This window comes from Pseudomonas sp. GD04091 (assembly GCF_029836165.1).
GTDB lineage: Bacteria > Pseudomonadota > Gammaproteobacteria > Pseudomonadales > Pseudomonadaceae > Aquipseudomonas.
This window is the reverse complement of record NZ_JAOEBG010000028.1, coordinates 25,613-50,324: the sequence shown is the minus strand read 5'-3', so window position 1 is coordinate 50,324 and position 24,712 is coordinate 25,613. Positions and strand designations below refer to the sequence as shown.

Here is a 24,712-nt window from a genome sequence, read left to right as displayed (position 1 = left end):
GCCCACTCACAGGTCAGGCGTTGGGAGCGGGCTTGCCCCGCGATTGCGTTGTCAGCCTTTGCGCGGGCTGAGGATCAGCAAGGTCAGCACCCCTGCCACGATCCCCCAGAACGCCGAGCCGATCGAGAACAAGGTGAACCCCGACGCCGTGACCATGAAGGTAATCAGCGCCGCTTCGCGCTCACGGGCCTCACCCATGGCCACGCTCAACCCGTTCATGATCGAGCCGAACAGCGCCAGTGCCGCGATCGACAGCACCAGCTCCTTGGGCAGGGCGCCGAACAGCGCCGCCAAAGTCGCGCCGAAGGTGCCGGCGATACCGTAGAAGATCCCGCACCAGACCGCCGCTGTGTAGCGCTTGGCCGGGTCTTCATGGGCGTGCGGCCCGGTGCAGATCGCCGCGCTGATCGCCGCCAGGTTGACGCCATGTGAGCCGAACGGCGCCAGCAGCAGCGAGGCGAAGCCTGTGGCGCAAATCAGCGGTGAGGCCGGCACCTGGTAACCGTCGGCGCGCAGCACGGCGACGCCGGGCATGTTCTGCGAGGTCATGGCCACCACGAACAACGGAATGCCGATGCTGATGGTCGCCGCCAGCGAGAAGCTTGGCGTGGTCCATACCGGGGTCGCGACTTCCAGCTGGAAACCGCTGAAATCCAGCAATCCCAGGGCGCCGGACAGCGCGGTGCCGACCAGCAGTGCCGCCAGCACGCAATAGCGCGGCGACAGGCGCTTGACCAGCAGGTAGCTGAAGAACATGCCGAGCACCAGCACGGTACGGTGCTGGGCGGCGACGAAGATCTCGCTGCCGATCTTGAACAAGATGCCGGCCAGCAGGGCGGAGGCGAGTGAGGCGGGGATGCGTCGGACCAGGCGCTCGAAGCTGCCGGTGAGACCGCAGATCAGCACCAGCACGGCGCAGGTGATGTAGGCGCCGATGGCCTCGCCGTAGCTCACGCCGCCCAGGCTGGTGATCAGCAGCGCCGCGCCCGGGGTCGACCAGGCCACGGTAATCGGCGTGCGGTAGCGCAGCGACAGGCCGATGCTGCACACCGCCATGCCGATCGACAGGGCCCAGATCCAGGAGGAAATCTGCGCGCTGGTCAGGCCTGCGGCCTGGCCGGCCTGGAACATCAGCACCAGCGAACTGGTGTAGCCAGTGAGCATGGCGATGAAGCCGGCGACGACCGCCGAAGGCGAGCTGTCCGCCAGCGGGCGTGGACGCGCTGAGGTGGCATCGGTCATGGGGTGAATTCCTTGTACAGGTGTAAGCAGTTTTTTCAGGCTACCGTGCCATGGCGCGATCCTTGCCATACAGCGGGCATTGCATTTAGCCGTACAGTCGCCAACTATTGGTCGCTGATCGACAACGGCGTGAAAAGGGGAGGGGCAATGTACAAGGTGTATGGGGACTACCAGTCGGGCAACTGCTACAAGGTCAAGCTGATGTTGAGCCTGCTTGACCGTCCGTACGAATGGCAGCCGGTGGATATTCTCAAGGGCGAGACCGAGACTGCGCAATTCCTGGCGATGAACCCCAACGGCAAGGTGCCGGTGCTCAAGCTCGAGGACGGTACCTGCCTGTGGGAGTCCAATGCGATTCTCAACTACCTGGCCGATGGCAGCGAGTTCCTGCCCAGCGAGCCACGCCTGCGCACCCAGGTGCTGCAGTGGCAGTTCTTCGAGCAGTACAGCCACGAGCCGTACATTGCCGTGGCGCGCTTCATCCAGTTCTACCTCGGGTTGCCGGACGAGCGCCTGGAGGAGTACAGGGGCCTGCACAAGGGCGGCTACAAGGCGCTCAAGGTGATGAACAAGCAGCTGGAGATGACGCCTTACCTGGTCGGCGAGCAGTATTCGATCGCCGATGTGGCGTTGTACGCCTATACCCATGTGGCGCACCAGGGCGGCTTCGACCTGGCGGGTTACCCGGCCGTGCAGGCCTGGCTGGCGCGGGTGGCCAGCCATCCACGGCATGTGCCGATGGTGGATTGACCGGCTATCGCCCCCGTGTAGGAGCGGCACAAGGCCGCTCCTACACGGGTATGGGGGCTGTCAGAGCCCCGCGAAGCGTTTGTCCAGATAGGCAATGATGTCCTTGGACTCATACATCCAGCTCACCTTGCCGTCCTCCTCGATACGCAGGCACGGCACTTTCACCCGACCGCCGCCCTCGAGCAGCGCCTGGCGGTGCTGTGGGTCGTTCTTCGCATCACGCAGCGCCACCGGCACGTTCAGGCGGTGCAGGGTGCGGCGGGTCTTCACGCAGAACGGACAGGCATGGAACTGGTACAGCGCGAGGCCCTTGGCCTCCTGCTCGACCCGCGCCTGGGCCGAAGCGTCGCGCTTCTTCTTGGCCGGGCGGCTGATCCAGTCGCCGAACACGATGAGCTGGCCGAGGCCGACCCGCAGGGCTTTGACGATCATGGGCAACTCCTGAAATGAAAAAGCCGACCCCTTGGGGTCGGCTCGGGACGCAGGCCGATCACTTGATCAGGCTGAGGAACTCGCTACGGGTGGCGGCGTTGTCACGGAACTCGCCGAGCATCACCGAGGTGAGCATGGTCGAGTTCTGCTTTTCGACACCGCGCATCATCATGCACATGTGCTTGGCTTCGATGACCACCGCCACGCCGGCGGCGCCGGTTACCTGCTGCACGGCCTCGGCGATCTGGCGGCTGAGGTTTTCCTGGATCTGCAAGCGGCGGGCGTACATGTCGACGATCCGCGCGACCTTCGACAGGCCCAGCACCTTGCCCTTGGGCAGGTAGGCCACATGGGCCTTGCCGATGAACGGCAGCATGTGGTGTTCGCACATCGAATAGAGCTCGATGTCCCGGACCAGCACCATTTCGCTGTTGTCGGAGGTGAACAGCGCGCCGTTGGTCACTTCTTCCAGCGTCTGTTCGTAACCGCGGCAAAGGTACTTCATGGCCTTCGCGGCCCGCTTCGGCGTGTCGAGCAGGCCCTCGCGGGAGACGTCCTCGCCCAGTTGGCTGAGGATCGCGGTGTAGTTCTGTTCCAGGGACATGGATCTACCTGTGGAAAATTTCGCAAAGGCGAAGGGTACGGCGGCGGCGGCGGCGCTGCAAGCGCGATGTCACTCGTCGCGGCCTTCGAGCATGGTTCGCTTGAGCATCACGTACACCGCGCCGGTGCCGCCATGACGGGCCTGGCACGAGGCGAAGCCGAGCACTTGCGGGTGCTGGCGCAGCCAGGTGTTGACGTGGCTCTTGATCATCGGGCGCTTGCCGTCGAGGCGCGCGGCCTTGCCGTGGGTGACGCGCACGCAGCGCACTTCCAGCCGCGTGGCCTCGGCGATGAAGTCCCACAGCGTTTCGCGGGCTTTCTCGACGCTCATGCCGTGCAGGTCGAGGCTGCCCTCGAAGGCGATCTGGCCGAGCTTGAGCTTGCGGATCTGGGTTTCCTGGACGCCGTCGCGGCGCCACATCAGCTCGTCCTCGGCGCCAACGTCGATGACGAACTGGTCGGAAAGGCCGTCGATCACCAGCGGCTGGTCGCTACGCACGGTCGCTGCCTGGCGCAGGCCGGCCAGTTGCTTGCGGTCGGCCTTGGGCTTGCCGACTTCGGCGCGGTCGTGCTTGATCGGCTTGACGCCCTGCACTTGGCTGCGGAAGAGGGAAAAATCGTCGTCTTGCATGGTGCCTCCACGTGGGCGGCGTAGTTTACGCGACTGTCATCGCGGGGCAAGCGCGCTTCCACAAGGCGTGGGTGCGGGCTTGCCTCGCGATTGGTGCTTCAATCGTGCTTTTTCATCAGGTGCGGCGACAGGTTCAACTCGCGCCCGCGGCGCAAGCGAATGCGGCTGCGCCGCCACAGGCGCACACCGAAGTACAGCAGCAGCAAGCCGAGCACGCTGAGGATTGCCGACAGCGGCCGGTTGGCATTGAGCTCGGCGAAGGCGGCATAGTTGCCCAGCAGGCCGGCAACCCCGGCCATGCTCAGCAGAATACCCAGGGTGCCCAGCAGCACGGACAGCGCCGCGGCAATGCGCGCGCCCCAGTTGCTTGGCTCGCGTTGACGCAGGCGCTTGGCATCGAAACTGCCTTTGAGCTTCATTCGAATTCCTCAGGATCTGGTGGAGCTGATCCGGATTTCGACCTGCGGGTCACCCTTGGGTTCCGCCCGTCCGCCGGGCGGTCGGCGGTTCAGACCAGGCTGGCGGTGGGGGCAACGCAGGCGAAGTTGTCGGCCATCACGGCCATTTCGCACTGGTGGATCTGCGCGGCGGGAATGACGGTGTCCTTGAAGGCCAGGTCGCGGGTCGCCGAAGCGTCTTCCACCAGGGTGCAGCGATAACCATAGTCCTTGGCGCGGCGCACGGTGGTGCTGACGCTGGAATGGCTCATGAAGCCGCAGACGATCAGGTCGAGGTGGCCGAGCTCCTGCAGGGTCTCGTGCAGCTTGGTGTTCTTGAAGGCATTGGGCATGCGCTTCTCGATGACGATTTCGCCGTCGCGCGGCTCCAGGCCCGGGATGAACTCCCCCGCCGGGCCCTGCGGGTCGAAGCGGCCGCCGACGGTACCGAGGTGGCGGACATGGATGATCGGGCGACCGGCCTTGCGGGCGGCGTCGAGCAACCTGGCGATGTTGGCCACGGCCTCGTCCATGCCCGACAGCGCCAGCGGACCGCTCAGGTACTCCTTCTGCGCGTCGATGACGATCAGGCTGGCTTGGCTCAGCCTGGCCGGCGGGTAGTCGCGGCCGGTGAGGCGGAACATCGTGGTTGGAACGGACATCAAGGGCTCCTTGGATAGGGCTTTTGTGCGCCTATTCTCCCCTGCCGGGGCGCCAATGTGAATGGTTGACAGCGCAAGCGGCATGGTTACTGGCCTGTGGCTATCCATTCGGCCATAGGAGGACACATTTGTGCGGTGTGGGCTGTTAGACTTTTGTCCTGTCTGAAAAGGAGTACCCCGTGATCACATCCCGCCTGCGCACTCTGCGCGACCATATCCGCTGGGCGGTCAGCCGCTTCCATGAGCACGAGCTGTTCTTCGGTCATGGTGCCGACAATGCCTGGGACGAGGCCCGCCTGCTGGTGCTGGGCGCGGTGCACCTGCCCTGGGAGGTGGCCGACAGCTACCTGGACTGCCAGTTGGAGGATGACGAGCGGGTACGCCTGCAGCATCTGCTCAAGCGCCGCATCGAGGAACGGGTGCCCACCGCGTACCTGTTGGGCGAGGCCTGGTTCTGCGGCATGTCGTTCATCGTCGATGAGCGTGTGCTGGTGCCGCGCTCGCCGATCGGCGAGCTGATCGAGAAGCGCTTCGAGCCGTGGCTGGCGGCGGAGCCTGCGCGCATCCTCGACCTGTGCACCGGTTCCGGTTGCATCGGCATCGTCGCCGCCGACGTGTTCCAGGACGCCGAGGTGGTGCTGGCCGACCTGTCCTTCGACGCGTTGGAGGTGGCCAACCAGAACATCGAGCGCCATGGCCTGGAGGAGCGGGTCTATACCGTGCAGGGTGATGGCTTCGGCGGGCTGCCGGGGCAGCGTTTCGACCTGATCCTGTCCAATCCGCCGTATGTCGATGCCGAGGACTTCGGCGACATGCCGGCGGAGTACCAGCACGAGCCCGAGCTGGGTCTGGCCTGTGGCAACGATGGCCTGGACCTGGTGCGGCGCATGCTGGCCGAAGCGGCCGACCACCTGACCGAGAAGGGGCTGATGATCGTCGAGGTGGGCAACAGCCAGGTACATGTGGAGTCGCTCTACCCTGAGGTGGACTTCACCTGGCTGGAGTTCGAGCGCGGCGGGCACGGCGTGTTCATGCTGACGGCCGAGCAGTGCCGGCAGCATCAGGAACTGTTCAAGGCGCGGGTCTGACCGTCCTTGAATGTTGGGGGCCGCATAGCGGCCCCTGTTGTTATCAGCGGGTGGCGATCCAGATCAGCAACCCTGCCTGGAATACGGCGAATGCCACCAGGCAGGTGATGGTGAAGCGCAGCCCGCTGTCTTCCCGGCGGTACTTGGCCACCCGCTCGTCACGCTCGCGCAGCTGGGCCTCCTTCTCCATCAGGTTCTGCTCGGCCTGCTGCAGCATGCCGGCGGCCTCGAGGATGTCCACCCGCTGGACCTTTTCGGTATTCCAGCCGCCCTTGAGCTGGCCTACCGCCGTTTCCACCAGGCGTCCCTTGAGCAACTGGCCGTCGGTGTACTCCACCGCCAGGCCTACGCTGCTCAGCACATGGTCGCGGCGCAGGCGGGTGTCTTCGTTGAGTGCGTCCTTGTTGGGCAGGCTCATGCCCTCGATCCGGTAATGCGAGCAGCGCTGCTGCAGCCATTGCACCGCCTGGGCCAGCAGGTAGCGGCCGATGCCACGGTTGAGCGGCTCGATCTGCAGGCCGCCGGGATCGCCGATGCGCACCAGGCGCTGTTCGTGATCGACGCGGATGTCCAGCTGGTTCTGTTCCTTGCGCACCTTCTGCCCGGGCAGGCGGATCTCCATGCGCAGCAGGCTGTGGGCCTTGTCGTGGCGCTCGGCATGGCCGAACTGGACGAAGCGCAGTGGGCGCGCGCCGCTGTTGCGGTCGGTGGGCAGGGGGGCCAGGCGCAGCAGCTGGAAGTGTTCGACGGCAAGGTCCGCCCAGGGCAGCGGGGCGCTTTGCGGAACGTCTTCTTCGGTCGCCTCGGCGGCGGGGGCATCGGTCATCAGGCTCATCCTCAGGTACACGGCGGCTGCATGAGCGACTCCCGTCGCTCACGGCCTTCTTGCCGCGTTATCGGCAGCTGCCGAAAAGACCTGAGCGCTGCCGTCAGGCCGACGGCAGGCCGTGGATGAAGGTGACGATCCGCTCACCCAGCTCGCGGGCCAGCGGCAGTTCGGGGTTGCGGTAACTGTCGCGCTGCTGGCTCATGTCTGGCGGGCTGATACGCAGCATGTGGTTCATGCCGTCGATCAGGGCCAGCTGGGCGTCGGGCTTGGCGGCCTTCAGGCGTTCGGCGTCGGCCACCTCCACCTGCACATCGTTGCGTCCCTGCACGATCAGCGCCGGTACCTTGAGATGGGCGAAGGCGGCGGCCGGGTCCTGGCGCAGCAAGGTGATCAGGTACGGCTGCACGCTGGGGCGGAATACCTGGCGCAGCGGCGCGGGCACGTCGAGGCTGGTCTGTCCGGCCTGCAGGCGGTCGATCAACGCCACGCCACCGGCCAGTTGTGGTGGTGGCAGGCGCTGGGCGAGCTGTTCGCGCAGCACGTCCGCCACCGGGCGACCGCTGCCGGCCAGGGTGATCACCGCGCTGGCGCCGGCCTGTTCGGCGGCCAGGCTGGCGATCAGCGCGCCCTCGCTGTGGCCGATCAGGATCAGCGGGCCGAAACGCGGGTCCTGCCTGAGGGCGCGCCCCCAGGCCACCACATCGGCAACGTAACGCTCGACGCTGAGGTCGCGTTCATCGGGGGTGGCCGGCTGGCTGGCCGCCACGCCGCGCTTGTCGAAGCGCACGCTGGCGATGCGCTCGCCGGCCAGCAGCAGGGCCAGGCGCTTGAGGTTGTCGATACGCCCGGAGGCCGGGTTGTTGCCGTCACGGTCGGTGGGACCGGAGCCGGCGATGATCAGCACCACCGGCGGTGGCGTGGCCTGCTGGGGCAGCAGCAGGCTGCCGTGCAGCACGCCCTGGCCGGTGTCCAGGTCGATGGGGCGCTGCAGCACGGTGGGGGCCGCGGCCTGGGCGAGGCTGGCGAACAGCAGCAGGAGCAGGGCGGCGAGACGCGATTTCATGGACGGGGGTACTACGTGGGAAGTTGTTGGTTCGACCTTGCACCATCATGAAGGTTCGCCGCCGTATCGCGGGGCCGGTACAGGCAACCTATCCCCGCGTGTTTTCCGTATACTGCCGATTTCCTTCACTTCAGGCAGATTCGCGGAGCGTCCATGTCCGGCAATACCTACGGCAAGCTGTTCACTGTCACCACCGCAGGCGAAAGCCATGGCCCGGCGTTGGTCGCCATTGTCGACGGCTGTCCGCCAGGCCTGGAGATCTCGCTTGCCGACCTGCAGCATGACCTCGACCGGCGCAAGCCGGGCACCAGCCGGCACACCACCCAGCGCCAGGAGCCCGACGAGGTGGAGATCCTCTCCGGGGTGTTCGAAGGCCGCACCACCGGCTGCTCGATCGGCCTGCTGATCCGCAACACCGACCAGAAGTCCAAGGACTACTCGGCGATCAAGGACCTGTTCCGCCCGGCCCATGCCGACTACACCTACCACCACAAGTACGGCATCCGCGACTACCGCGGCGGTGGCCGCAGCTCGGCGCGCGAGACCGCCATGCGTGTGGCCGCCGGCGCCATCGCCAAGAAGTACCTGGCCACCCAGGGCATTCGCGTGCGCGGCTACATGAGCCAGCTCGGCCCGATCGAGATTCCGTTCAAGACCTGGGCGTCGGTGGAGCACAACGCCTTCTTCAGCCCCGACCCGGACAAGGTGCCGGAGCTGGAGGCCTACATGGACCAGCTGCGCCGCGACCAGGATTCGGTGGGCGCGAAGATCACCGTGGTCGCCGAAGGCGTGATGCCAGGGCTGGGCGAACCGATCTTCGACCGTCTCGACGCGGAACTTGCCCACGCGCTGATGAGCATCAACGCGGTCAAGGGCGTGGAGATCGGCGCCGGCTTCGCCAGCGTCGCCCAGCGTGGCACCGAGCACCGCGATGAGCTGACCCCGGAAGGTTTCCTCAGCAACAACGCGGGCGGCATCCTCGGCGGGATTTCCTCCGGCCAGCCGATCGTCGCCCACCTGGCGCTCAAGCCGACGTCCAGCATCACCACCCCGGGCCGTTCGATCGACGTCGACGGCAATCCGGTCGAGGTGATCACCAAGGGGCGTCACGACCCGTGCGTCGGCATTCGTGCCACGCCGATCGCCGAGGCGATGATGGCCATCGTCTTGATGGACCACTTGCTGCGCCACAGGGCGCAGAATGCCGATGTTCGAGTAGATACACCGGTCTTGCGTTGATCGACTCATCCTGGGGCCGCGTTGCGGCCCATCGCGACACAAGGCCGCTCCCACAGGGTGCATGCGATTCCTGTGGGAGCGGCCTTGTGTCGCGAAAGGGGTGCGTAGCGCCCCCACGGGGTTGAAGCATGCCCCCGATCCCCTACTGGCGCCTCTCCAGCTTCTACCTCTGCTACTTCGCCCTGCTCGGCGCCACCGCGCCGTTCCTGGCCCTGTACTTCGACCACCTGGGCTTCTCGCCCGCGCGCATCGGCGAGCTGGTGGCCATCCCCATGCTGATGCGCTGCCTCGCGCCCAACCTGTGGGGCTGGCTGGGCGATCGCAGCGGGCAGCGCCTGCTGATCGTGCGCCTGGGCGCGCTGTCGACCCTGGCCACCTTCTCGCTGATCTTCTTCGGCAAGAGCTACGCCTGGCTGGCGCTGGTGATGGCGCTGCACGCGTTCTTCTGGCATGCGGTACTGCCGCAGTTCGAGGTGATCACCCTGGCCCACCTGCACGGCCAGACGGCGCGCTACAGCCAGGTCCGCCTGTGGGGCTCGATCGGTTTCATCCTCGCCGTGGTCGGCCTGGGGCGATTGTTCGAATGGCTGAGCCTGGACATCTATCCGCTGGCGCTGGTGATCATCATGGCCGGCATCGTCGTCGCCAGCCTGTGGGTGCCCAACGCGCAACCGGTGGAGCATGCCGAGCGGCGTGGGGCAGGGGGCTTCCTCAAGCAGGTGATGGCCCCTGGAGTGCTGGCGTTCTATCTGTGCGTGGCGCTCATGCAGCTCAGTCATGGGCCTTACTACACCTTCCTCACCCTGCACCTGGAGCACCTGGGCTACAGCCGTGGCGCCATCGGCCTGCTGTGGGCGCTGGGGGTGGTGGCCGAGGTGCTGGTGTTCATGGCCATGAGCCGGATCTTCGCGCGTTTCCCGGTGCGCCGGGTGCTGCTGGCGAGTTTCCTGCTCGCCGCCTTGCGCTGGCTGTTGCTGGGCAACCTGGCGGATATCCCGATGGTGCTGGTATTCGCCCAGGTGCTGCATGCGGCCACGTTCGGCTGCTTCCATGCCGCCAGCATCGCCTTCGTGCAGTCTGCTTTCGGCGCCCGCCAGCAGGGCCAGGGCCAGGCGTTGTACGCCGCGCTGTCGGGCACCGGTGGCGCGTTGGGCGCCCTGTATTCGGGCTACAGCTGGAAACTGCTGGGGCCGCACTTCACCTTTGGTATGGCCAGCGTCGCAGCACTGGCGGCAGCCGTTATCATTGCCCTCCGTCTTAAAGAAAGCAGGAACGACCCCTGATGAGCATCCTCAGCGTTTTCGACCCCTCCAGCCCGGAACTGCCGAACAAGGTGCTGACCCACCACGAAGACATCGCCGCGACCCTTGGCGAACACGGTGTGCGCTTCGCGCGCTGGCAGTCCGGGGCGCGCCTGCGCCCGGGCTGCAGCCAGGACGAAGTGCTAGAGGCCTGTCGCGCGCCGCTGGATCGACTGATGACCGAGCACGGCAGCGCCACCTTCGCCGTGTTCAGCCGCGATGGCGTCGATCCGACCCAGGTCGACCTGCGTGACGAGCATGTGCATGAAAGCGAAGAGGTATTTGCGCTGATCAGCGGGCGCGGCCAGGTCAGCCTACGGCTGGGCGGTCTGGTCTATGCCGTGCTGTGCGAGAAGGATGATGTGCTGGTGGTGCCGGCTGGGACGCGGCGCTGGCTCGATCTGGGGGACAATCCGTTCTGCCTGGCCTTGCGCCTGTTCGCCAGCGAGCAGGGCGCGTTGCCTCGATTCACTGGCGATGCCACGGCCCGGCAATTTGCCGGGCTGGATGAGTTCTGAGGGAGATGGCTCGCGGGGCACGCCTTTACTCACGTAGTCCCTTGGTGAGAGAAGGCATGCCCCGCGAAACGGGTCGCGCGATCAGCGATAGGTCGGCAGGGCGAACCGCTGTTGGCTCTGCAGCCTGGAGATCACGGGGAGTTCGCAGGCCTGTTCGGCCAGGTCGCGACGGATGGCGCTGATCGCCCAGGAGAGCTGTTCGGCGCTGTGCAACTGCGCGTAGGACAGCACGCGGCGGGTCACCTTGCCGTCGGTGGCGCGCAGGGTCAGCAGAATGCCGCCGTCCGGGCGCGATTGGGTAGCCACCTGGTAGGCAGAGAACACCGAGGCGAATTTTTCCTGGATGAGATCCATATCAACTCCTGACTGTTGGGTGGGCAGACGTGAGTTGATGGTTGCAGCGACCGTGCCATTCCTTTTGTCTTTAAAAAATACTTATAAATCAATATATTAGTATCTTTTCGCAACGCCCTTGCATTGCATCCTGCAAGGTCGTGCATTTTGCACAGTGCAATTTGCACGGTGATAGGCTGCGTCTCTGTTCCCCATAGAATCTGAACCTTTGACCTGCCGGGGCTGCCTGACCAACACTGGGCCCCACGAAAATGCCAGGAGGTTCCCGATGTCCGACCAACAGCCCGCCACCATGACCCGCGAAGAAACCGCGGCCTTCGCCGAGGAGGTCTTCGAGCGCGCCCGCCATGGCGATGCGCAGATGCTCGGGCGTCTGCTCGAGGCCGGACTGCCGGCGGACCTGCGCAACCACAAGGGCGATACGCTGCTGATGCTGGCCAGTTACCACGGCCATCACGAGGCGGTGCGGGTATTGCTGGCCCATGGGGCGGATCCGTTGATCGCCAACGACAACGGCCAGTTGCCCATCGCCGGCGCGGCGTTCAAGGGCGACCTGGCGATGATCCGCCTGCTGCTGGCCCAGGGCGTGCCGGTGGATGCCGCTGCCGCGGATGGCCGCACCGCGCTGATGCTGGCGGCGATGTTCAACCGCCTGGACATCATCGATTTCCTGCTCGAGCAGGGCGCCGACCCGGCGCACCGCGACGCCGCCGGCGCCACCGCGCTGATGGCCGCCCGCACCATGGGCGCGGCGCAGGCCGCCGCGCGCCTCGAAGCGCTGGCCGGCTAACCGTCGGGGGGCTTTTGCGGCTATCCTTGGCGCCTTTTACGCCAACCCGCAGGGCCCCCCATGAAAGACCAGTTGCTCGAATTCATCAGCCTCATCGGCGCCGGCTGCATGCGCGATGACGACATCGAGCGCATCGCCGCCGAGGCCGCCCAGGCCTACGCCGACCCCACCGCCTTCCTCGCCGCCAACCCCGACATCAACTATGACGACAGCTTCCCGTTCCCGCTGGGTGAATGGGTGGTGGTCGGCAGCCTGCCGGATACCGTGCTGTTCCAGGCTGACAGTTATCAGGACCTGTTCCAGCAGATCAGCGACTCGTTCGACAAGAGCGTGCCATTCACCCTCAAGCCCAAGCAGCTGGCGCGCACCGAGGCACTGACCGCACTCAACCGCATCCAGGTGCAGATGGGCGCGTTGAACAAGGAGGCCGGCGGCTACGTGCTGCTGAACTTCAGCCAGCTGCTCGACGACGAGCTGCAGATGGTGATGGTGGGGCAGAACGACCTGGCCCGCGTGCTGGAGCTGGGCGCGGCGGTTGGCATCAAGGTGGAACCGGCGCTGGAGGCGCTGAAGGTGGCGGTGCACGTCTGAGCATCGTGCTGGCCTCTTCGCGGGTTTACCCGCGAAGAGGCTGGCGCGGATCGTCGACTGTTTCAACCCAGCGCGGTGTCGAGAAACATCATCACCGCGAACCCGCCCATCAAGCCCAAGGTCGCCGCGGTCTGGTGCCCGTTGCGGTGGGTTTCCGGAATCACCTCGTGGGACACCACGAAGATCATCGCCCCCGCCGCCAGGCCCATGCTGATCGGGTAGGCCAGGGCGAAGCCGGTGGAGATCCCCAGGCCGATCACGGCGCCCAGGGGTTCCATCAGCCCCGAGCCGATCGCCACCAGCGCCGCCTTGAAGTTCGACAGACCCGTGGCACGCAGGGCCAGGGCCACCGCCAGGCCTTCGGGGATGTCCTGGATGGCGATGGCGCTGGTCAGCGGCAGACCGATGTTCATGTCGCCATTGGCGAAGCTCACGCCGATGGCCATGCCTTCGGGCAGGTTGTGCAAGGTGATGGCCAGCACGAACAGCCAGACCCGGCTGAAACGCTCGGCTTCCGGGCCACAGGGGCCGGTGCTTTCATGCTCGTGCGGGGTGAAACGGTCCAGGCCGAGCATCAGCAGCACGCCCAGGCCCATGCCCAGCACCACGGTGAAGGCCGCGGCCGGGCCGTTGCCGGTGATCTCTCGGGCGGCGTCGAGGCCGGGCAGGATCAGCGAGAACGAACTGGCGGCGAGCATCATGCCGGCGGCGAAACCCAGCATCACGTCCTGGGAACGCGCGCTGACATCGCGCAGGACCACCGCCAGCACCGCGCCCAGCGCGGTGGCGCCGAAGCCTGACAGACCGCCGAGCAGGGCCAGGTGCAGGTTGTCGGCATGGTCGCCGTTGACCGCGTTCCAGACACTGGCCAGCAGCAGGGCGACGATGGCCAGCAGGCTCAGGGCCAGGCCAGCGCTGAGCCAGGGCGTATTCAGGGCTTGTTGGCGCCAGGCGCTGAACATCGAGACGGGAGCGGGGCTGTGGGCGTGGGCGGGGGGCATGCGGACCTCGGAGCGATGAATGGAGCCAGTCTAGCCAGTGACCCCAGGAGCCGGCCAAGGATTCCCTTCTATCGAGGCCATAGCCAGCTATGCTTTGCCGCACACACATCGCTTGGGAGCGGCGGCATGGGTTCCACCTTCAACAGCCTGGTCGGCTTGATCATCCTCGCCCTGGACATCTGGGCGATTCTCAATGTGCTCAAGAGTGGCGCCGAGGTCGGTATCAAGGTCCTGTGGATCCTGCTGATCATTCTGCTGCCGGTGCTGGGGCTGATCATCTGGGCGATTGCCGGGCCGCGGGGCAATGTGCGGATCTGACCGCCGGGGCAAGGCACCGGTTTTGCCGGTGCTCGCGGGGCGAGCCCGCTGCCACGCGGGTGATGCCTGCAACGTTGTTCCCTGCGCGACGGCGCGGCCCAAAGGGCAGGCGATGGTCGCTCTCGACAAAATTTTCACACTCGATTTTTGAAAATCCGCGCCGCACAATGCGGCCTTGGTCCAAAACCACGCTGATGGTCGGGCCACCAGGCTGTTGGCGCTTGTCGCCTTCCCGCAAACCGCAAATCCTAGGACCTCTCCATTCATGGCTAACACGGACGCCTTGAAGCAACAGGGCGTGCGAGGCTCGTTCTCGCCGACCCTGAAATCCCACCTGGCCTACACGTTGCTCAGTGGCCTGGTGATCATGCTGATGCTCAGCCTGGTACGCCTGGCGCTGCTGGTCTACAACAGCGACATGATCGGCGACACGCCGTATTCGACCGTTGCCGAAGGCTTCTTCAACGGCCTGCGTTTCGACTTGCGGGTGGTGGTGTACATCAGCATTCCGCTGTTGCTGGCGCTGCTCAGCCCCTGGCTGATGGCCCGCCGCGGCCTGTTCCGGTTCTGGCTGACCATCGCCTCGAGCGTGGTGATGTTCCTCGGCCTGATGGAGATGGACTTCTACCGCGAGTTCCACCAGCGCCTGAACGGCCTGGTGTTCCAGTACATCAAGGAAGACCCCAAGACCGTGCTGAGCATGCTCTGGTACGGCTTCCCCGTGGTGCGCTACCTGCTGGCGTGGGTGGTCGGCACCTGGTTGCTGAGCCTGCTGTTCAAGGGCATCGATCGCCTGACCCGCGGCGAGCAAAGCCTCCAGCCCGCCGCCAGCCGCAAGCTCGCGCCATGGTATGGCCGTCTGGCGGTGTTCATGGTCGTGCTGCTGGTGGCCGTGGTCGCTGCCCGTGGCACCCTGCGCCAGGGTCCACCCATGCGTTGGGGCGATGCCTTCACCACCGACTCGAACTTCGTCAACCAGCTCGGCCTGAACGGCACCCTGACCCTGATCGACGCCGCCAAGAGCCGCTTCGGCGAGGACCGCGCCAACATCTGGAAGCCTGTGCTCGAGCAGCCGCTGGCCACCCAGACCGTGCGCGAGCAACTGCTGACCGCCAACGATACCCTGGTCGATGGCGATGAAGCCGCGATCCGCCGCGACTTCGTGCCGCCCCAGGCGAACACCCTGCCGGTGAAGAACGTCGTGGTCATCCTGATGGAGAGCTTTGCCGGCCATTCGGTCGGTGCGCTGGGCAGCCCGAACAACATCACCCCGTACTTCGACAAGCTGGCCAAGGAAGGGGTGCTGTTCGACCGCTTCTTCTCCAATGGCACCCATACCCACCAGGGCATGTTTGCCACCATGGCCTGCTTCCCCAACCTGCCGGGCTTCGAGTACCTGATGCAGACCCCGGAAGGCGGCCACAAGCTTTCCGGCCTGCCGGCCCTGCTCAGTGCCCGCGACTATGACGATGTCTACGTCTACAACGGCGATTTCGCCTGGGACAACCAGTCCGGGTTCTTCGGCAACCAGGGCATGACCACCTTCATTGGCCGCAACGACTTCGTCGACCCGGTGTTCTCCGATCCGACCTGGGGCGTGTCCGACCAGGACATGTTCGACCGTGGCAACGAAGAGCTGGCCAAGCACGACGGCAAGAAGCCGATCTACGCGCTGCTGCAGACCCTCTCCAACCACACGCCGTACGCGCTGCCCAAGGACCTGCCGGTGGAGAAGGTCACCGGTCAAGGCCGCCTGGACGAGCACCTGACCGCCATGCGCTACTCCGACTGGGCGTTGGGCCAGTTCTTCGAGAAGGCGCGCAAGGAGCCTTACTTCAAGGACACCCTGTTCGTCATCGTCGGCGACCATGGCTTCGGCAATCACCAGCAGGTCACCGAGCTGGACCTGGGCCGCTTCAACGTGCCGTTGCTGCTGATCGCCCCGGGCATCCAGGAGAAGTTCGGCGCGGTCAACCATACCGTGGGTACCCAGGTCGACATCGTGCCGACCATCATGGGCCGTCTCGGTGGCCAGGCCCGTCACCAGTGCTGGGGCCGCGACCTGCTCAACCTGCCTGAGGGCGACCAGGGCGTAGGCATGATCAAGCCGTCCGGCAGCGAGCAGATCGTCGGCCTGGTGCAGGGCGACCGTATCCTCATCGAGTCCAAGGACATGACCCCGCGGATGTACCGCTACCAGCTGGGTCGTGAGTTCAAGGCCGAGCTGATCGAAAGCCCCGACCAGCCCGAGATGCTGAAAAAGCTCGAAGCCTACATCCAGACGGCGACCAAGAGCCTGCTGGACAACACCGCCGGCGTGGTGCACGGCACGCCGAAGTAGACCCGCTCGGCAACCCTGAAAGCCCGCCGTCGACCGGCGGGCTTTTTTCATGCGGTTTCATGTACCGGGCTGAACGTTTGGCCCTGCGGGACGGTCAAGCTAATACACCGTTCCACTTACCGTTGTGCCAGCGAGGGCTGATCGATGAAAGCGTGGGAAGTCAGCTTTGCCGACCAGAAGGGCGAACCACAGACACTGCTGATCGATGCCGAACAGCGCCCCAGCGAGGAAGACGCCGCGCGCGCCATCCGTTCGCGTTTGTTCCCGCTCATGGACGAACTGGACCTCAATGACTTCCAGGACCGCAGCTATTCCCCCACCGCACGTTGGCTCAAGGAACAGAGCGGCGTGATCATCACGACCATTCGCCAGGTGCCCTAGGCCGCCGCTCGCTGGCGTAGTGCCTGCACAGGCGCTACGCTGCACACAGGTGTCGGTCTAATCTGCGGGCCGGCGTCTGCTCCATTCGCGTCTTGCAATCCGCTCGTATTGTCAGGCATGCCTTGTGTGCCAGGCAGGTGCGTTGTGCACGGAAAGTCTATCCATTGCTATGCAGGAGGACGTTTCATGAGCAGCCAGAACGACGACATCAGCAGCAGCGTCCTGCGCCAGATGAAAGCTGGCGGTTTCGACTTCACCCGCATCCATCCCATCGAGTTCTATGCCGTCTTTCCTGATGAAGCCGGTGCCCGCCGGGCGGCGCGGCAGTTTCGCGGCGAATCCCTCAGTGCCCAGGTGAGCGAACGTGACGACGGCGCCTGGCACCTGGAGTTGAGCAAGGTCATGTTTGCCACCCACGGTGGCATCGGGGCCTTCGAACAGGCTTTCGAACGGGTCGTTTCACCCTACGGTGGCGAGGTCGAGGGCTGGGGCGTCAAGCAGGAACGGCCGATCGCCTAGGCCGCTCCAACCTCAGGGCTGTTTACGCGCGGCCATGTGCTTCAGGTAGGCCAGCAGCGCATCGAGCTCATCATCTTTCAGTACTTGTTCGGGGAAGGCCGGCATCTTCGCCTGCGGCCAGTGCCGCAGGCTCTGTGGGTCACGAAGGTACTGGCGCAGGAATGCCGGCTGGAAGTATTCGGTCGGGTTGTGCGGCAGGTTCAGGTCCGGCCCGAACTGCGCATCGCCCGCGCCATTGAGGCGATGGCAGGCCAGGCAATTCTGCTGGAACAGGGCGAAACCCTGGCGAACGGGGTCGTGCTCGGCCAGGGCCGGGTCGGGCAGCAGGGCGGGGAAGCGTGTTTCCACCGGTGGCAGACGGCGAATCGTGGCGATCTGGAACGGCCATTGCTCCGGGCGAATCGCGCTGGCGTGTGGGTTTTGCCACACCAGGTAGAACGGCCCGGCGCTGGCTCTGCCGCTGCCCAGCGAGGGCCAGGGCTGGGCTGGGTCCTCGACCGCCAGCCAGGCCTGTGCCGGCCCCTGCTGCAACAAGGGCGCCGCGGGCATTTCGGCCGCGAAGCCATCGAGCGCCACGGCTTGCAGGTGATCGCCCGGGCGCACGCCTTCCAGCAGTACTGCCAGAGGGATGGCACGGTAGTGCATGGTTCGCTGGTAGGCGACATCCTGATCCACGGTGATGTCACGGGCCTGTGCATGGTCGAGCAGCTGCTCGCTGCGCCACTGGCGGCTGGCATCGCCGAGTTCGAGGGTCAGTTGCGCCGCTGTCACTGGCAGGGCAAACAGGCAGAGCAGGGTGAGGCACAGGCGCATGGGCAATCTCCAGCCATCAAGGCTGGCAGATTACCTGTGCGTTGTCGGAAATGGCCACAGGCCGCGTCAGCCGAACAGTCGCGTGAGGTTCGGCAGGATGAGCAGCAGCGTCGTGGCGAAGAGGATGAGCCCCGCTTGGCGTACTTTCGATTGTCTGAACATGGCGGACCGCCTTCTTGTTGTTATTCCTGAATAAGCCTTGGCTTCCTTGTCTCGCGTCGGGTCGATCGCAGTGGCACGATGTGGCGCCCTCTGCCTGCCTCGTGTTTCTGGGTATACAACCAACAGTAGGGGCCGCGTCATCCCTGTTTCAGAACCCTTTGTTCTAACCAGCTACCGGTTGATTTCCGATTGCTTAAAGGCCATTGGCCATTTCGCTGGCACGCTCAGGCTAGACGAGTGCGCGCCCAGGGTTACCAAGGGTTACAGCGCCTACCGTTCGTCTGGACATCCTACTTGCTTGTGCGGGTCTTTCGCGTCAGTCTCTACCAAAAATCCCACCCACATGTCGTTCAGGACTACCGCTATGTCGTTACGCATCTGCATCCTCGAAACCGATGTCCTGCGACCGGAACTGGTCGCGCAATATCAGGGCTACGGAAGGATGTTCGAGCAGCTGTTTTCGCGCCAGCCGATCGCCGCCGAGTTTGACGTGTACAACGTGATGAACGGCGATTACCCCCCTGACGGCGAACGCTTCGATGCGTATCTGGTGACCGGCAGCAAGGCCGACTCGTTCGGTGACGACCCGTGGATCCGGACGCTCAAGGCCTACCTGCTCAAACTCTACCAGCGCGGCGAGAAGCTGCTGGGCGTCTGCTTCGGCCACCAGTTGCTGGCGTTGACCCTCGGCGGCAAGGCCGAGCGTGCCGACAAGGGCTGGGGGGTGGGGATTCATCGCTACAGCCTGGCGGCCCATGCGCCGTGGATGGACCCTGAGGTGACCGAGCTGACCCTGTTGATCAGCCACCAGGACCAGGTCACCGAGCTGCCCGAAGGCGCCACGGTGATCGCTTCCAGCGATTTCTGCCCGAACGCCGCCTACCACATCCGTGACCAGGTGCTGTGTTTCCAGGGACATCCCGAGTTCGTCCATGACTACTCCCGTGCGCTGCTCGACGCGCGCCAGGCGTACCTGGGTGACGAGGTGTACCAGAAGGCGGTGGCCAGCCTGGCCACCGAACACCAGGGGGATCTGGTGGGCGAGTGGATGTTGCGCTTCGTCCAGCAGCCAGCCAAGAAGGGTGGCAGCGCCGCCTGATCACGCGAGGCCGCTTTGCGGCCTTTTCGCCGGCCTGCCGGCGCAAGGGGCGCGCGGCGCCCCCGGCGATCTTAAAGCCACCCCGAACGCTTGAAGCTGAAATACAACCCCGAACACCCCAGGGCGATCACCCCCAGCACACCGAAGTAGCCATAGCGCCATGCCAGCTCCGGCATGTTCTGGAAGTTCATCCCATAGATCCCCGCGACCGCCGTCGGAAACGCCAGGATCGCCGCCCAGGCGGCGAACTTGCGCTGGGTGATGCTCTGGCGTGACGATTCCAGCAGCATGCCGATCTCGATGGTCTGGCTGGCGATGTCGCGGATCCCGGCCAGATCCTCCATCTGCCGGGTGACGTGGATCTGCACGTCACGGAAATACGGGCGCATGTTCTTGTCGATGAACGGGAAGCTCAGGCGCTGCAGTTCCTCGCTGATCTCCACCATCGGGGCGACGTAGCGGCGCAGGCGCAGGATGTCGCGGCGCAGGCTGTGCAGGCGCTGGATGTCCTCTTCCTTCAGCGAGTTGCCGAGCACGCTCTGCTCCAGCTCCTCGATCTCGCCATGAATGGCCTCGCTCACCGGCTGATAGTTCTCGGTGACGAAGTCGAGCAGGGCATAGAGCACGAAGTCTTCGCCATGTTCGAGCAGCAGCGGTCGCGCCTCGCAGCGTTGGCGTACCAGGGCATAGGACTTCGAGTGGCCGTTGCGGCAGGTGATGATGTAGCCGTTGCCGGCGAAGATATGGGTCTCGATGAATTCGAGCCGGCCCTCATGGCGCACGGGGGAGTAGGTGACGATGAACAGCGCGTCGCCGAAGGTTTCCAGCTTTGGCCGGCTGTGCTTCTCCAGGGCGTCCTCGATGGCCAGCTCGTGCAGGCCGAACTGGCGTTGCAGGTTGGCCAGTTCCTCGGCGTTGGGCTCTTCCAGGCCGATCCAGACGAAGTGCCCGGGCTTGCGTGCCCATTCGGCGCCCTCGTCGAGGTTGATATTGGTGACCTTTCTACCGGCGCTGTAGACCGCCGCTGCGACGACTCGACCCATGGTTGTCCGCTTATTCGGTTGAACATGGCAGACAGCTTGGGCTGTGTAGCGGCGCGGGGCAACCTGTGGCGGGTGAAGATTTGCCCTGGCCGCTCCTGCACAGGCGGATGCCCTCGTGCAGGTGTGTCAGCTCCCCGCCAGTTCGCTTTCCATGTGGTCGATGCAGTGCTGCATCTGGCTGCGGCATTGTTCGATCAGCGCCGGCAGGTCCTGCTGGGTCAGGCCGGCGGTGGCGATGGGTGCCAGCGAGCGGACGATCACTGTGCGCTGGCGCCAGCTGTTGAGGCCCAGGCGCCGCGAATAGCGGCTGACGCAGACCGGCACGATCGGTACTCCGGCCTCGACCGCCATGTGGAAGGCGCCTTTCTTGAATGCCAGCAACTGCTCGCCAGGGTTGCGCGTGCCTTCGGGGAAGATCCAGATCGAGGTGTCGTCGCGCAGGGTACGGGTGGTGGCCTGCATGGCCTTGCGCGCCTGGTAGGCGTTCTTGCGGTCCACCAGCACGTTGCCACCCAGCCAGAACAGCTGGCCGAACAACGGGATCCAGCCCAGGCTCTTCTTGCCGATGGCCACGGTGCGGCGCGGCACCACTTGGCCGAGGATGAACAGGTCGTAGTTGGACTGATGGTTGGCGATGATCACGCAGCCGGGGGGCTGGTCCCACAACGGGCCGACCTCGGCCTTGACCTTGATGCGCATGAACCAGGCCGCGGGCACGCTGTAGAGGCGGGCGAACAGCCGGCTGTTGTCGGGGTTGAACGGGCGCAGCAGGCCGATGACCAGGCCCACGATGCCCACGAACAGGAAGTGCAGCGCCAGCAGGAGCATGCGCAGGATATAAAGCATGGTACGACTCACACCGGACAGTCGCGGCGCAGTGTACGGGTGTGCACTGTCTGGGGCAAACGTTGGTGCGGTGTGCGGGGCTTGGATAGCACGTGGGAGCAATCTTTGTGGGAGCGGGCTTGCCTGCGATGGCGATCATCGCGGGGGCAAGCCCGCTCCCACAAAGCCCACGAGCAAAGCCGTGGAGGGGTCAGCCCAGGTGGTTCTGGTCCAGCAGGATCGCCTCGTCCAGGGCTTCCAGCAGCCCCTTGCGCACCTTCAGCTTGGTGTTCTTGTGCGCCAGCATGTTCAGCTTCTTCAATTCGCGGGCAGCGGCCAGGGCGGCCTCCTGCAGCTGTTCGGCCGGCACCACCTTGTCGAGGAAGCCGGCTTCGCGGGCGCCCTGCGGGTCGAAGATCTCGGCGTTGTTCACCGAACGCTGGAACGCCGCGCGACTCAGGCGATCACGGGCCAGCTCGATGCCGGCGTGGTGCATGGTCATGCCGATCTGCACCTCGTTCAGGCAGATCTTGTACGGCCCTTCCACGCCGATGCGGTAGTCGCCCGAGAGCAGCAGGAAGGCGCCCTTGGCCACCGCGTTGCCCGGGCAGGCGACGATCACCGGGAACGGGTGCGAGAGCAGGCGGCGGGCCAGGGTGGAGCCGGCGGTGACCAGGCCGACGGCTTCCTTGGGGCCGGCGGTCATCACCTTGAGGTCGTAGCCGCCGGAGAGAATGCCCGGCTGGCCGGTGATGATCACCACCGCGCGTTCTTCCGCGGCACGGTCCAGGGCGGCGTTGAAGGCGGCGATGACGTCCGGGGAGATGGCGTTGACCTTGCCGTTGTTCAGGGTCAGGGTGGCGATGCCGTCTTCGGCGTGGTAGGTAATCAGCTCGCTCATGGCAGAGTCCTTTGGATGGCGTGGCGATGACGTTACCCAGCCATTTCGGCCAGGTAAAGCGCCAAGACTGACTGACCGGTCAGCACCTGGCCTGTGTGCCTTGCGCCAGTGGGGCAGGCGATCGGGAGCGGGGAAAAGCGCTGGGTACAATGGCAGCATTGCCTTGATTGCCCGGACTTTTCCGCCGATTGGCTTAAGCGCATGAAAATTCTGAAAAAAATGCTTGCCAAAGAAAAGCGCTTCCACTAAATTAGCGCGCCTCGACAGGCTGAACAGCTTGAAGAGAAAACGGTGAAGTGTCCGAGTGGTCGAAGGAGCACGCCTGGAAAGTGTGTATACGAGAAATCGTATCAAGGGTTCAAATCCCTTCTTCACCGCCACATTCTGCGAAAAGCCCCCGAATCGAAAGGTTCGGGGGCTTTTTGTTTGCGTTTGGCAAAGCCCAGTCGCGGGGCAAGCCCGCTCCCACGCAGCCCGTGGGAGCGATGGCGCTGTCAGAAACTGACCGACGCCGACAGCCGTGCGGTACGCGGCGCGCCCTGGAACAGGTAGTTGTCGCCCAGGTAATCCCCGACATCGCGCCAGTAACGCTTGTCGAAGACGTTGTCCACGGTCAGGCGCAGCACGGTGTCGTAGCCGCCGATGTTGGTGCGGTAGCGGCTGCCGATGTCGAACACGGTATACCCGCCGACCTCGACATTGCCCGCCTGGCTGGCGTACTTGCTGGCGCTGTAGCGGGCGCCGCCGAGCAGGGCCAGGCCGGGGACGGGCAGGGCGTAGTCGGCCTGCACGGCGGCCCGCAGGCGCGGCACGTTGATCGCCTGGTGGCCTTCGTAGGCGTCGGTATCGCTGTTCTGCACCCGCGCGCGGATCGCCGCGGCGCTGGCCTGGATCTGCAGCTTCGAGGTCACCCAGCCGCTGGCGCCCAGTTCGAGGCCGGTGTTCTTCTGCTGGCCGGACTGCACGTAGGTGAAGCCACCGTCACCCTCCGGGCGAGCGTACTGGTAGGCCTGGCGGATCTGGAACAGCGCCGCGCTGAAGCTCATGCCCTGCCAGTCGCGCTTGATGCCGACTTCGAGCTGGCGCGACAAGGTCGGCGCGAGAATCTCCGAGGCGTTGCTGGCGAACCAGGGCGCCGTGCCACCGGCGGACAGGCCTTTCGAATAGCTCGCGTAGAGCGTGGTGTCCGGCCGTGGCTTGTAGATCAGCGCGGCGTTCGGCAGAAGTTGGTACTGCCGGGTGTGGCGGTCGGCTTCACCCGTTTCCTTCCAGGTCTTTTCATCCAGGCGCACTTCCCGGGCACCGATCACGGTCTGCCAGTTTTCATTGAAGGTGATCCGGTCGCTGACGAACAGGCCGTACTGGCGGCTGTCCAGGCGGCGCTCGCTGGCGCCGATCGCTCTGCCGGAGGGCTCCAGGGCGGGTGCGCCGGAATCGATGTTGCCGGTGCCCAGCCACTCGTTGTAGTACGGCCGTTGATCGAGCGTGCGGCGCTGGGCGCTGGCGCCGACCGTCAGCTCATGCCCGACGCCCAGCGCATCGAAGCGCCCATCGAGCATGGCCTGTGCCTCGTCGATCCGGCGGGTGTCGTCCGGGCTGCGGAAATCGTAGATGTCATAGTCGCCATTGCTGCCGAAGAACGCCCCTTCACTCGAGCCCCAGGCAAACGCACTGTAGTCATCGATCACCACCTTGCTGCGCGAAGCGCTCAAGGTGCCGTTCCACGCCTCATTGAACTGGTACTTGAAGCGCCCGCCCAGGTTCAGCGAGTCGTTCTGCACAGGTTTCGCCCACGACTGCCAGGCCAGGTGATCCTTGGGATCGATGCCATGGGGCAACTGAGTGCCGCCGAGCAACTGGTACCCCGGCACCGAGTACTGCTCGCGGTGCTGGTACTCCGCGTCCAGTTCCAGCACGGCGTTCGGGCTGATCTGCCAGTCCAGGGCCACGGAGGCGAAATCCCGCTTGCCATCGGCATGGTCGACGTAGGAACGGATGTCCTCATGGGCCAGGTTGACGCGCAGGCCGAACTGACGCTCGGCGCCGAACCAGCCACCCAGGTCGGTGGCCAGGTAGCGCTCGCCTTGTTCGTTGCTCGAGACACTGACGCTGCGCACGTCCTGCGGGCGCTTGGTCACGTAGTTGACCAGCCCGCCGGGCTCCGACACGCCGCTTTGCAGCCCCGACAGCCCCTTGAGCAACTCCACCTGCTGCTTGTTCTCCAGCGCCACGTTCTGCTCGCCGGCGATGGTCTGGCCGTTGATCCGATAGCTGCTGGCGGCGTTGAGTTCGAAACCGCGCACGTTGAAGTTCTCGTAGTAGCCGATCGGCGCGTAGCTCTGGCCCACCGAGGCATCGCTTTGCAGCACCTCGCTCAGCTTGCGCACCTGGCGGTCGTCGAGCAGCTGACGGCTGAACACGCTGACCGAGGCCGGGGTATCGAGCAGCGGCGCGCCGTGCAGGCCGCCGACCTGGGCCTCGCGTACCTGGTAGCCGGTGTCGTCCTGGACTTCCGAGATGCGCACGGGGGCCAGGGTCACGCTGTCGTCGGCCAGGCCCTGGCCACTGTGCAGGGCAAGGCCCAGGCTGAGCAGCCCGAGGGGGAGGCGAGGGCGAAGCGGGGTCATGCAAGGCTCCTTGAAAAGCGGACGCGCCGTTATCGCTCGGCAGCTGTCGGGCAGGCAAAAAGGCGCCATGTTAGCAGGCTGTCGGGCCTTTCAGGGGGAGCAGGGCAGGGAGGTGGGAGTGGCGGTTCGCCGCTCCCACCAGGCCTGCGTGA

Annotated in this window: 27 protein-coding genes and 1 tRNA gene; 13 read left to right on the top strand and 15 right to left on the bottom strand. The window is 65.3% G+C overall.

Features of this window, described 5'->3' with window-relative positions:
- Nucleotides 1-51: 51 nt before the first annotated feature.
- A complete protein-coding gene (locus N7422_RS24205) occupies nucleotides 52-1,242 on the bottom strand; it encodes a benzoate/H(+) symporter BenE family transporter (protein WP_279808886.1) in 1,191 nt (396 codons plus the stop codon).
- Between the two features lie 147 nt (nucleotides 1,243-1,389).
- Here N7422_RS24205 and N7422_RS24200 point away from each other — a divergent pair, with 147 nt between their 5' ends.
- The gene (locus N7422_RS24200) at nucleotides 1,390-1,992 is read left to right on the top strand and encodes a glutathione S-transferase family protein (protein WP_279808885.1); all 603 of its coding nucleotides are present in this window, start codon (nucleotides 1,390-1,392) and stop codon (nucleotides 1,990-1,992) included.
- 60 nt (nucleotides 1,993-2,052) lie between these two features.
- Here the strand turns inward: N7422_RS24200 and N7422_RS24195 are convergent, their stop codons facing one another.
- The 5 genes from N7422_RS24195 to N7422_RS24175 form a co-directional block, all read right to left on the bottom strand.
- Nucleotides 2,053-2,424, bottom strand: a complete 372-nt coding sequence (locus N7422_RS24195) for a glutaredoxin (protein ID WP_279808884.1) — start codon at nucleotides 2,422-2,424, stop codon at nucleotides 2,053-2,055.
- A gap of 58 nt (nucleotides 2,425-2,482) precedes the next feature.
- Nucleotides 2,483-3,028: a GTP cyclohydrolase I FolE gene (folE, locus tag N7422_RS24190; RefSeq protein WP_279808883.1), complete on the bottom strand. Its 546-nt coding sequence runs from the start codon at nucleotides 3,026-3,028 to the stop codon at nucleotides 2,483-2,485.
- Nucleotides 3,029-3,097: 69 nt separating this feature from the next.
- Nucleotides 3,098-3,658: a Smr/MutS family protein gene (locus tag N7422_RS24185; RefSeq protein ID WP_279808882.1), complete on the bottom strand. Its 561-nt coding sequence runs from the start codon at nucleotides 3,656-3,658 to the stop codon at nucleotides 3,098-3,100.
- Between the two features lie 98 nt (nucleotides 3,659-3,756).
- The gene (locus N7422_RS24180; protein ID WP_279808881.1) at nucleotides 3,757-4,077 is read right to left on the bottom strand and encodes a hypothetical protein; all 321 of its coding nucleotides are present in this window, start codon (nucleotides 4,075-4,077) and stop codon (nucleotides 3,757-3,759) included.
- Between the two features lie 89 nt (nucleotides 4,078-4,166).
- Nucleotides 4,167-4,757 carry a cysteine hydrolase family protein gene (locus tag N7422_RS24175; RefSeq protein ID WP_279808880.1) on the bottom strand — a complete coding sequence of 197 codons (591 nt, stop codon included), beginning with the start codon at nucleotides 4,755-4,757 and terminating at the stop codon, nucleotides 4,167-4,169.
- Between the two features lie 179 nt (nucleotides 4,758-4,936).
- Here N7422_RS24175 and prmB point away from each other — a divergent pair, with 179 nt between their 5' ends.
- Nucleotides 4,937-5,845, top strand: a complete 909-nt coding sequence (gene prmB / locus N7422_RS24170) for a 50S ribosomal protein L3 N(5)-glutamine methyltransferase (protein ID WP_279808879.1) — start codon at nucleotides 4,937-4,939, stop codon at nucleotides 5,843-5,845.
- A gap of 43 nt (nucleotides 5,846-5,888) precedes the next feature.
- Here the strand turns inward: prmB and N7422_RS24165 are convergent, their stop codons facing one another.
- Together N7422_RS24165 and N7422_RS24160 are read right to left on the bottom strand one after the other, a co-directional pair.
- A complete protein-coding gene (locus tag N7422_RS24165) occupies nucleotides 5,889-6,671 on the bottom strand; it encodes a hypothetical protein (RefSeq protein ID WP_279808878.1) in 783 nt (260 codons plus the stop codon).
- Nucleotides 6,672-6,774: 103 nt separating this feature from the next.
- Complete coding sequence (locus tag N7422_RS24160) at nucleotides 6,775-7,737, bottom strand: alpha/beta fold hydrolase (protein ID WP_279808877.1); 963 nt, start codon at nucleotides 7,735-7,737, stop codon at nucleotides 6,775-6,777.
- Nucleotides 7,738-7,890: 153 nt separating this feature from the next.
- Between N7422_RS24160 and aroC the strand changes: the two genes are divergently transcribed.
- The 3 genes from aroC to N7422_RS24145 all read left to right on the top strand — a co-directional run bounded on the left by aroC (nucleotide 7,891) and on the right by N7422_RS24145 (nucleotide 10,795).
- The gene (gene aroC, locus N7422_RS24155) at nucleotides 7,891-8,976 is read left to right on the top strand and encodes a chorismate synthase (protein WP_279808876.1); all 1,086 of its coding nucleotides are present in this window, start codon (nucleotides 7,891-7,893) and stop codon (nucleotides 8,974-8,976) included.
- A 128-nt stretch (nucleotides 8,977-9,104) separates the two neighbouring features.
- Nucleotides 9,105-10,259 carry an MFS transporter gene (locus tag N7422_RS24150; RefSeq protein WP_279808875.1) on the top strand — a complete coding sequence of 385 codons (1,155 nt, stop codon included), beginning with the start codon at nucleotides 9,105-9,107 and terminating at the stop codon, nucleotides 10,257-10,259.
- Nucleotides 10,259-10,795: an oxidase gene (locus N7422_RS24145; RefSeq protein ID WP_279808874.1), complete on the top strand. Its 537-nt coding sequence runs from the start codon at nucleotides 10,259-10,261 to the stop codon at nucleotides 10,793-10,795. Before N7422_RS24150 ends, N7422_RS24145 begins: the two co-directional genes overlap by 1 nt.
- Before the next feature lie 81 nt (nucleotides 10,796-10,876).
- Here the strand turns inward: N7422_RS24145 and N7422_RS24140 are convergent, their stop codons facing one another.
- Nucleotides 10,877-11,149 (bottom strand): DUF3509 domain-containing protein, encoded by a 273-nt coding sequence (locus N7422_RS24140; RefSeq protein ID WP_279808873.1) that lies wholly within the window; start codon nucleotides 11,147-11,149, stop codon nucleotides 10,877-10,879.
- Between the two features lie 268 nt (nucleotides 11,150-11,417).
- On the opposite strand from N7422_RS24140, the gene N7422_RS24135 reads away from it, so the two are divergent.
- Nucleotides 11,418-11,939 (top strand): ankyrin repeat domain-containing protein, encoded by a 522-nt coding sequence (locus N7422_RS24135; protein ID WP_279808872.1) that lies wholly within the window; start codon nucleotides 11,418-11,420, stop codon nucleotides 11,937-11,939.
- 60 nt (nucleotides 11,940-11,999) lie between these two features.
- Nucleotides 12,000-12,530 (top strand): hypothetical protein, encoded by a 531-nt coding sequence (locus tag N7422_RS24130; RefSeq protein ID WP_279808871.1) that lies wholly within the window; start codon nucleotides 12,000-12,002, stop codon nucleotides 12,528-12,530.
- A 62-nt stretch (nucleotides 12,531-12,592) separates the two neighbouring features.
- Here N7422_RS24130 and N7422_RS24125 read toward each other — a convergent pair whose 3' ends face one another.
- The gene (locus tag N7422_RS24125) at nucleotides 12,593-13,531 is read right to left on the bottom strand and encodes a ZIP family metal transporter (protein ID WP_279808870.1); all 939 of its coding nucleotides are present in this window, start codon (nucleotides 13,529-13,531) and stop codon (nucleotides 12,593-12,595) included.
- 126 nt (nucleotides 13,532-13,657) lie between these two features.
- Between N7422_RS24125 and N7422_RS24120 the strand changes: the two genes are divergently transcribed.
- From N7422_RS24120 to N7422_RS24105, 4 genes are all read left to right on the top strand, one after another.
- Nucleotides 13,658-13,849: a PLDc N-terminal domain-containing protein gene (locus N7422_RS24120; protein ID WP_279808869.1), complete on the top strand. Its 192-nt coding sequence runs from the start codon at nucleotides 13,658-13,660 to the stop codon at nucleotides 13,847-13,849.
- Between the two features lie 265 nt (nucleotides 13,850-14,114).
- On the top strand, nucleotides 14,115-16,190 hold the full coding sequence (locus tag N7422_RS24115) for an LTA synthase family protein (RefSeq protein ID WP_279808868.1): 2,076 nt from the start codon (nucleotides 14,115-14,117) through the stop codon (nucleotides 16,188-16,190).
- Between the two features lie 144 nt (nucleotides 16,191-16,334).
- On the top strand, nucleotides 16,335-16,571 hold the full coding sequence (locus N7422_RS24110) for a hypothetical protein (RefSeq protein WP_279808867.1): 237 nt from the start codon (nucleotides 16,335-16,337) through the stop codon (nucleotides 16,569-16,571).
- A 186-nt stretch (nucleotides 16,572-16,757) separates the two neighbouring features.
- On the top strand, nucleotides 16,758-17,090 hold the full coding sequence (locus N7422_RS24105) for a ribonuclease E inhibitor RraB (protein ID WP_279808866.1): 333 nt from the start codon (nucleotides 16,758-16,760) through the stop codon (nucleotides 17,088-17,090).
- Nucleotides 17,091-17,102: 12 nt separating this feature from the next.
- Here the strand turns inward: N7422_RS24105 and N7422_RS24100 are convergent, their stop codons facing one another.
- Nucleotides 17,103-17,903 (bottom strand): cytochrome c, encoded by an 801-nt coding sequence (locus N7422_RS24100; RefSeq protein WP_279808865.1) that lies wholly within the window; start codon nucleotides 17,901-17,903, stop codon nucleotides 17,103-17,105.
- Nucleotides 17,904-18,429: 526 nt separating this feature from the next.
- Between N7422_RS24100 and N7422_RS24095 the strand changes: the two genes are divergently transcribed.
- A complete protein-coding gene (locus N7422_RS24095; RefSeq protein ID WP_279808864.1) occupies nucleotides 18,430-19,164 on the top strand; it encodes an amidotransferase in 735 nt (244 codons plus the stop codon).
- Nucleotides 19,165-19,235: 71 nt separating this feature from the next.
- Here the strand turns inward: N7422_RS24095 and N7422_RS24090 are convergent, their stop codons facing one another.
- From N7422_RS24090 to N7422_RS24080, 3 genes are all read right to left on the bottom strand, one after another.
- A complete protein-coding gene (locus N7422_RS24090) occupies nucleotides 19,236-20,207 on the bottom strand; it encodes a magnesium and cobalt transport protein CorA (RefSeq protein WP_279808863.1) in 972 nt (323 codons plus the stop codon).
- Between the two features lie 126 nt (nucleotides 20,208-20,333).
- Nucleotides 20,334-21,053, bottom strand: a complete 720-nt coding sequence (locus tag N7422_RS24085; RefSeq protein WP_279808862.1) for a 1-acylglycerol-3-phosphate O-acyltransferase — start codon at nucleotides 21,051-21,053, stop codon at nucleotides 20,334-20,336.
- Nucleotides 21,054-21,243: 190 nt separating this feature from the next.
- Complete coding sequence (locus N7422_RS24080) at nucleotides 21,244-21,933, bottom strand: crotonase/enoyl-CoA hydratase family protein (RefSeq protein ID WP_279808861.1); 690 nt, start codon at nucleotides 21,931-21,933, stop codon at nucleotides 21,244-21,246.
- Between the two features lie 290 nt (nucleotides 21,934-22,223).
- Between N7422_RS24080 and N7422_RS24075 the strand changes: the two genes are divergently transcribed.
- Nucleotides 22,224-22,313: transfer RNA gene (locus tag N7422_RS24075), tRNA-Ser, on the top strand.
- Between the two features lie 114 nt (nucleotides 22,314-22,427).
- Here the strand turns inward: N7422_RS24075 and N7422_RS24070 are convergent.
- Nucleotides 22,428-24,560 (bottom strand): TonB-dependent siderophore receptor, encoded by a 2,133-nt coding sequence (locus N7422_RS24070; RefSeq protein ID WP_279808860.1) that lies wholly within the window; start codon nucleotides 24,558-24,560, stop codon nucleotides 22,428-22,430.
- Nucleotides 24,561-24,712: the final 152 nt, after the last annotated feature.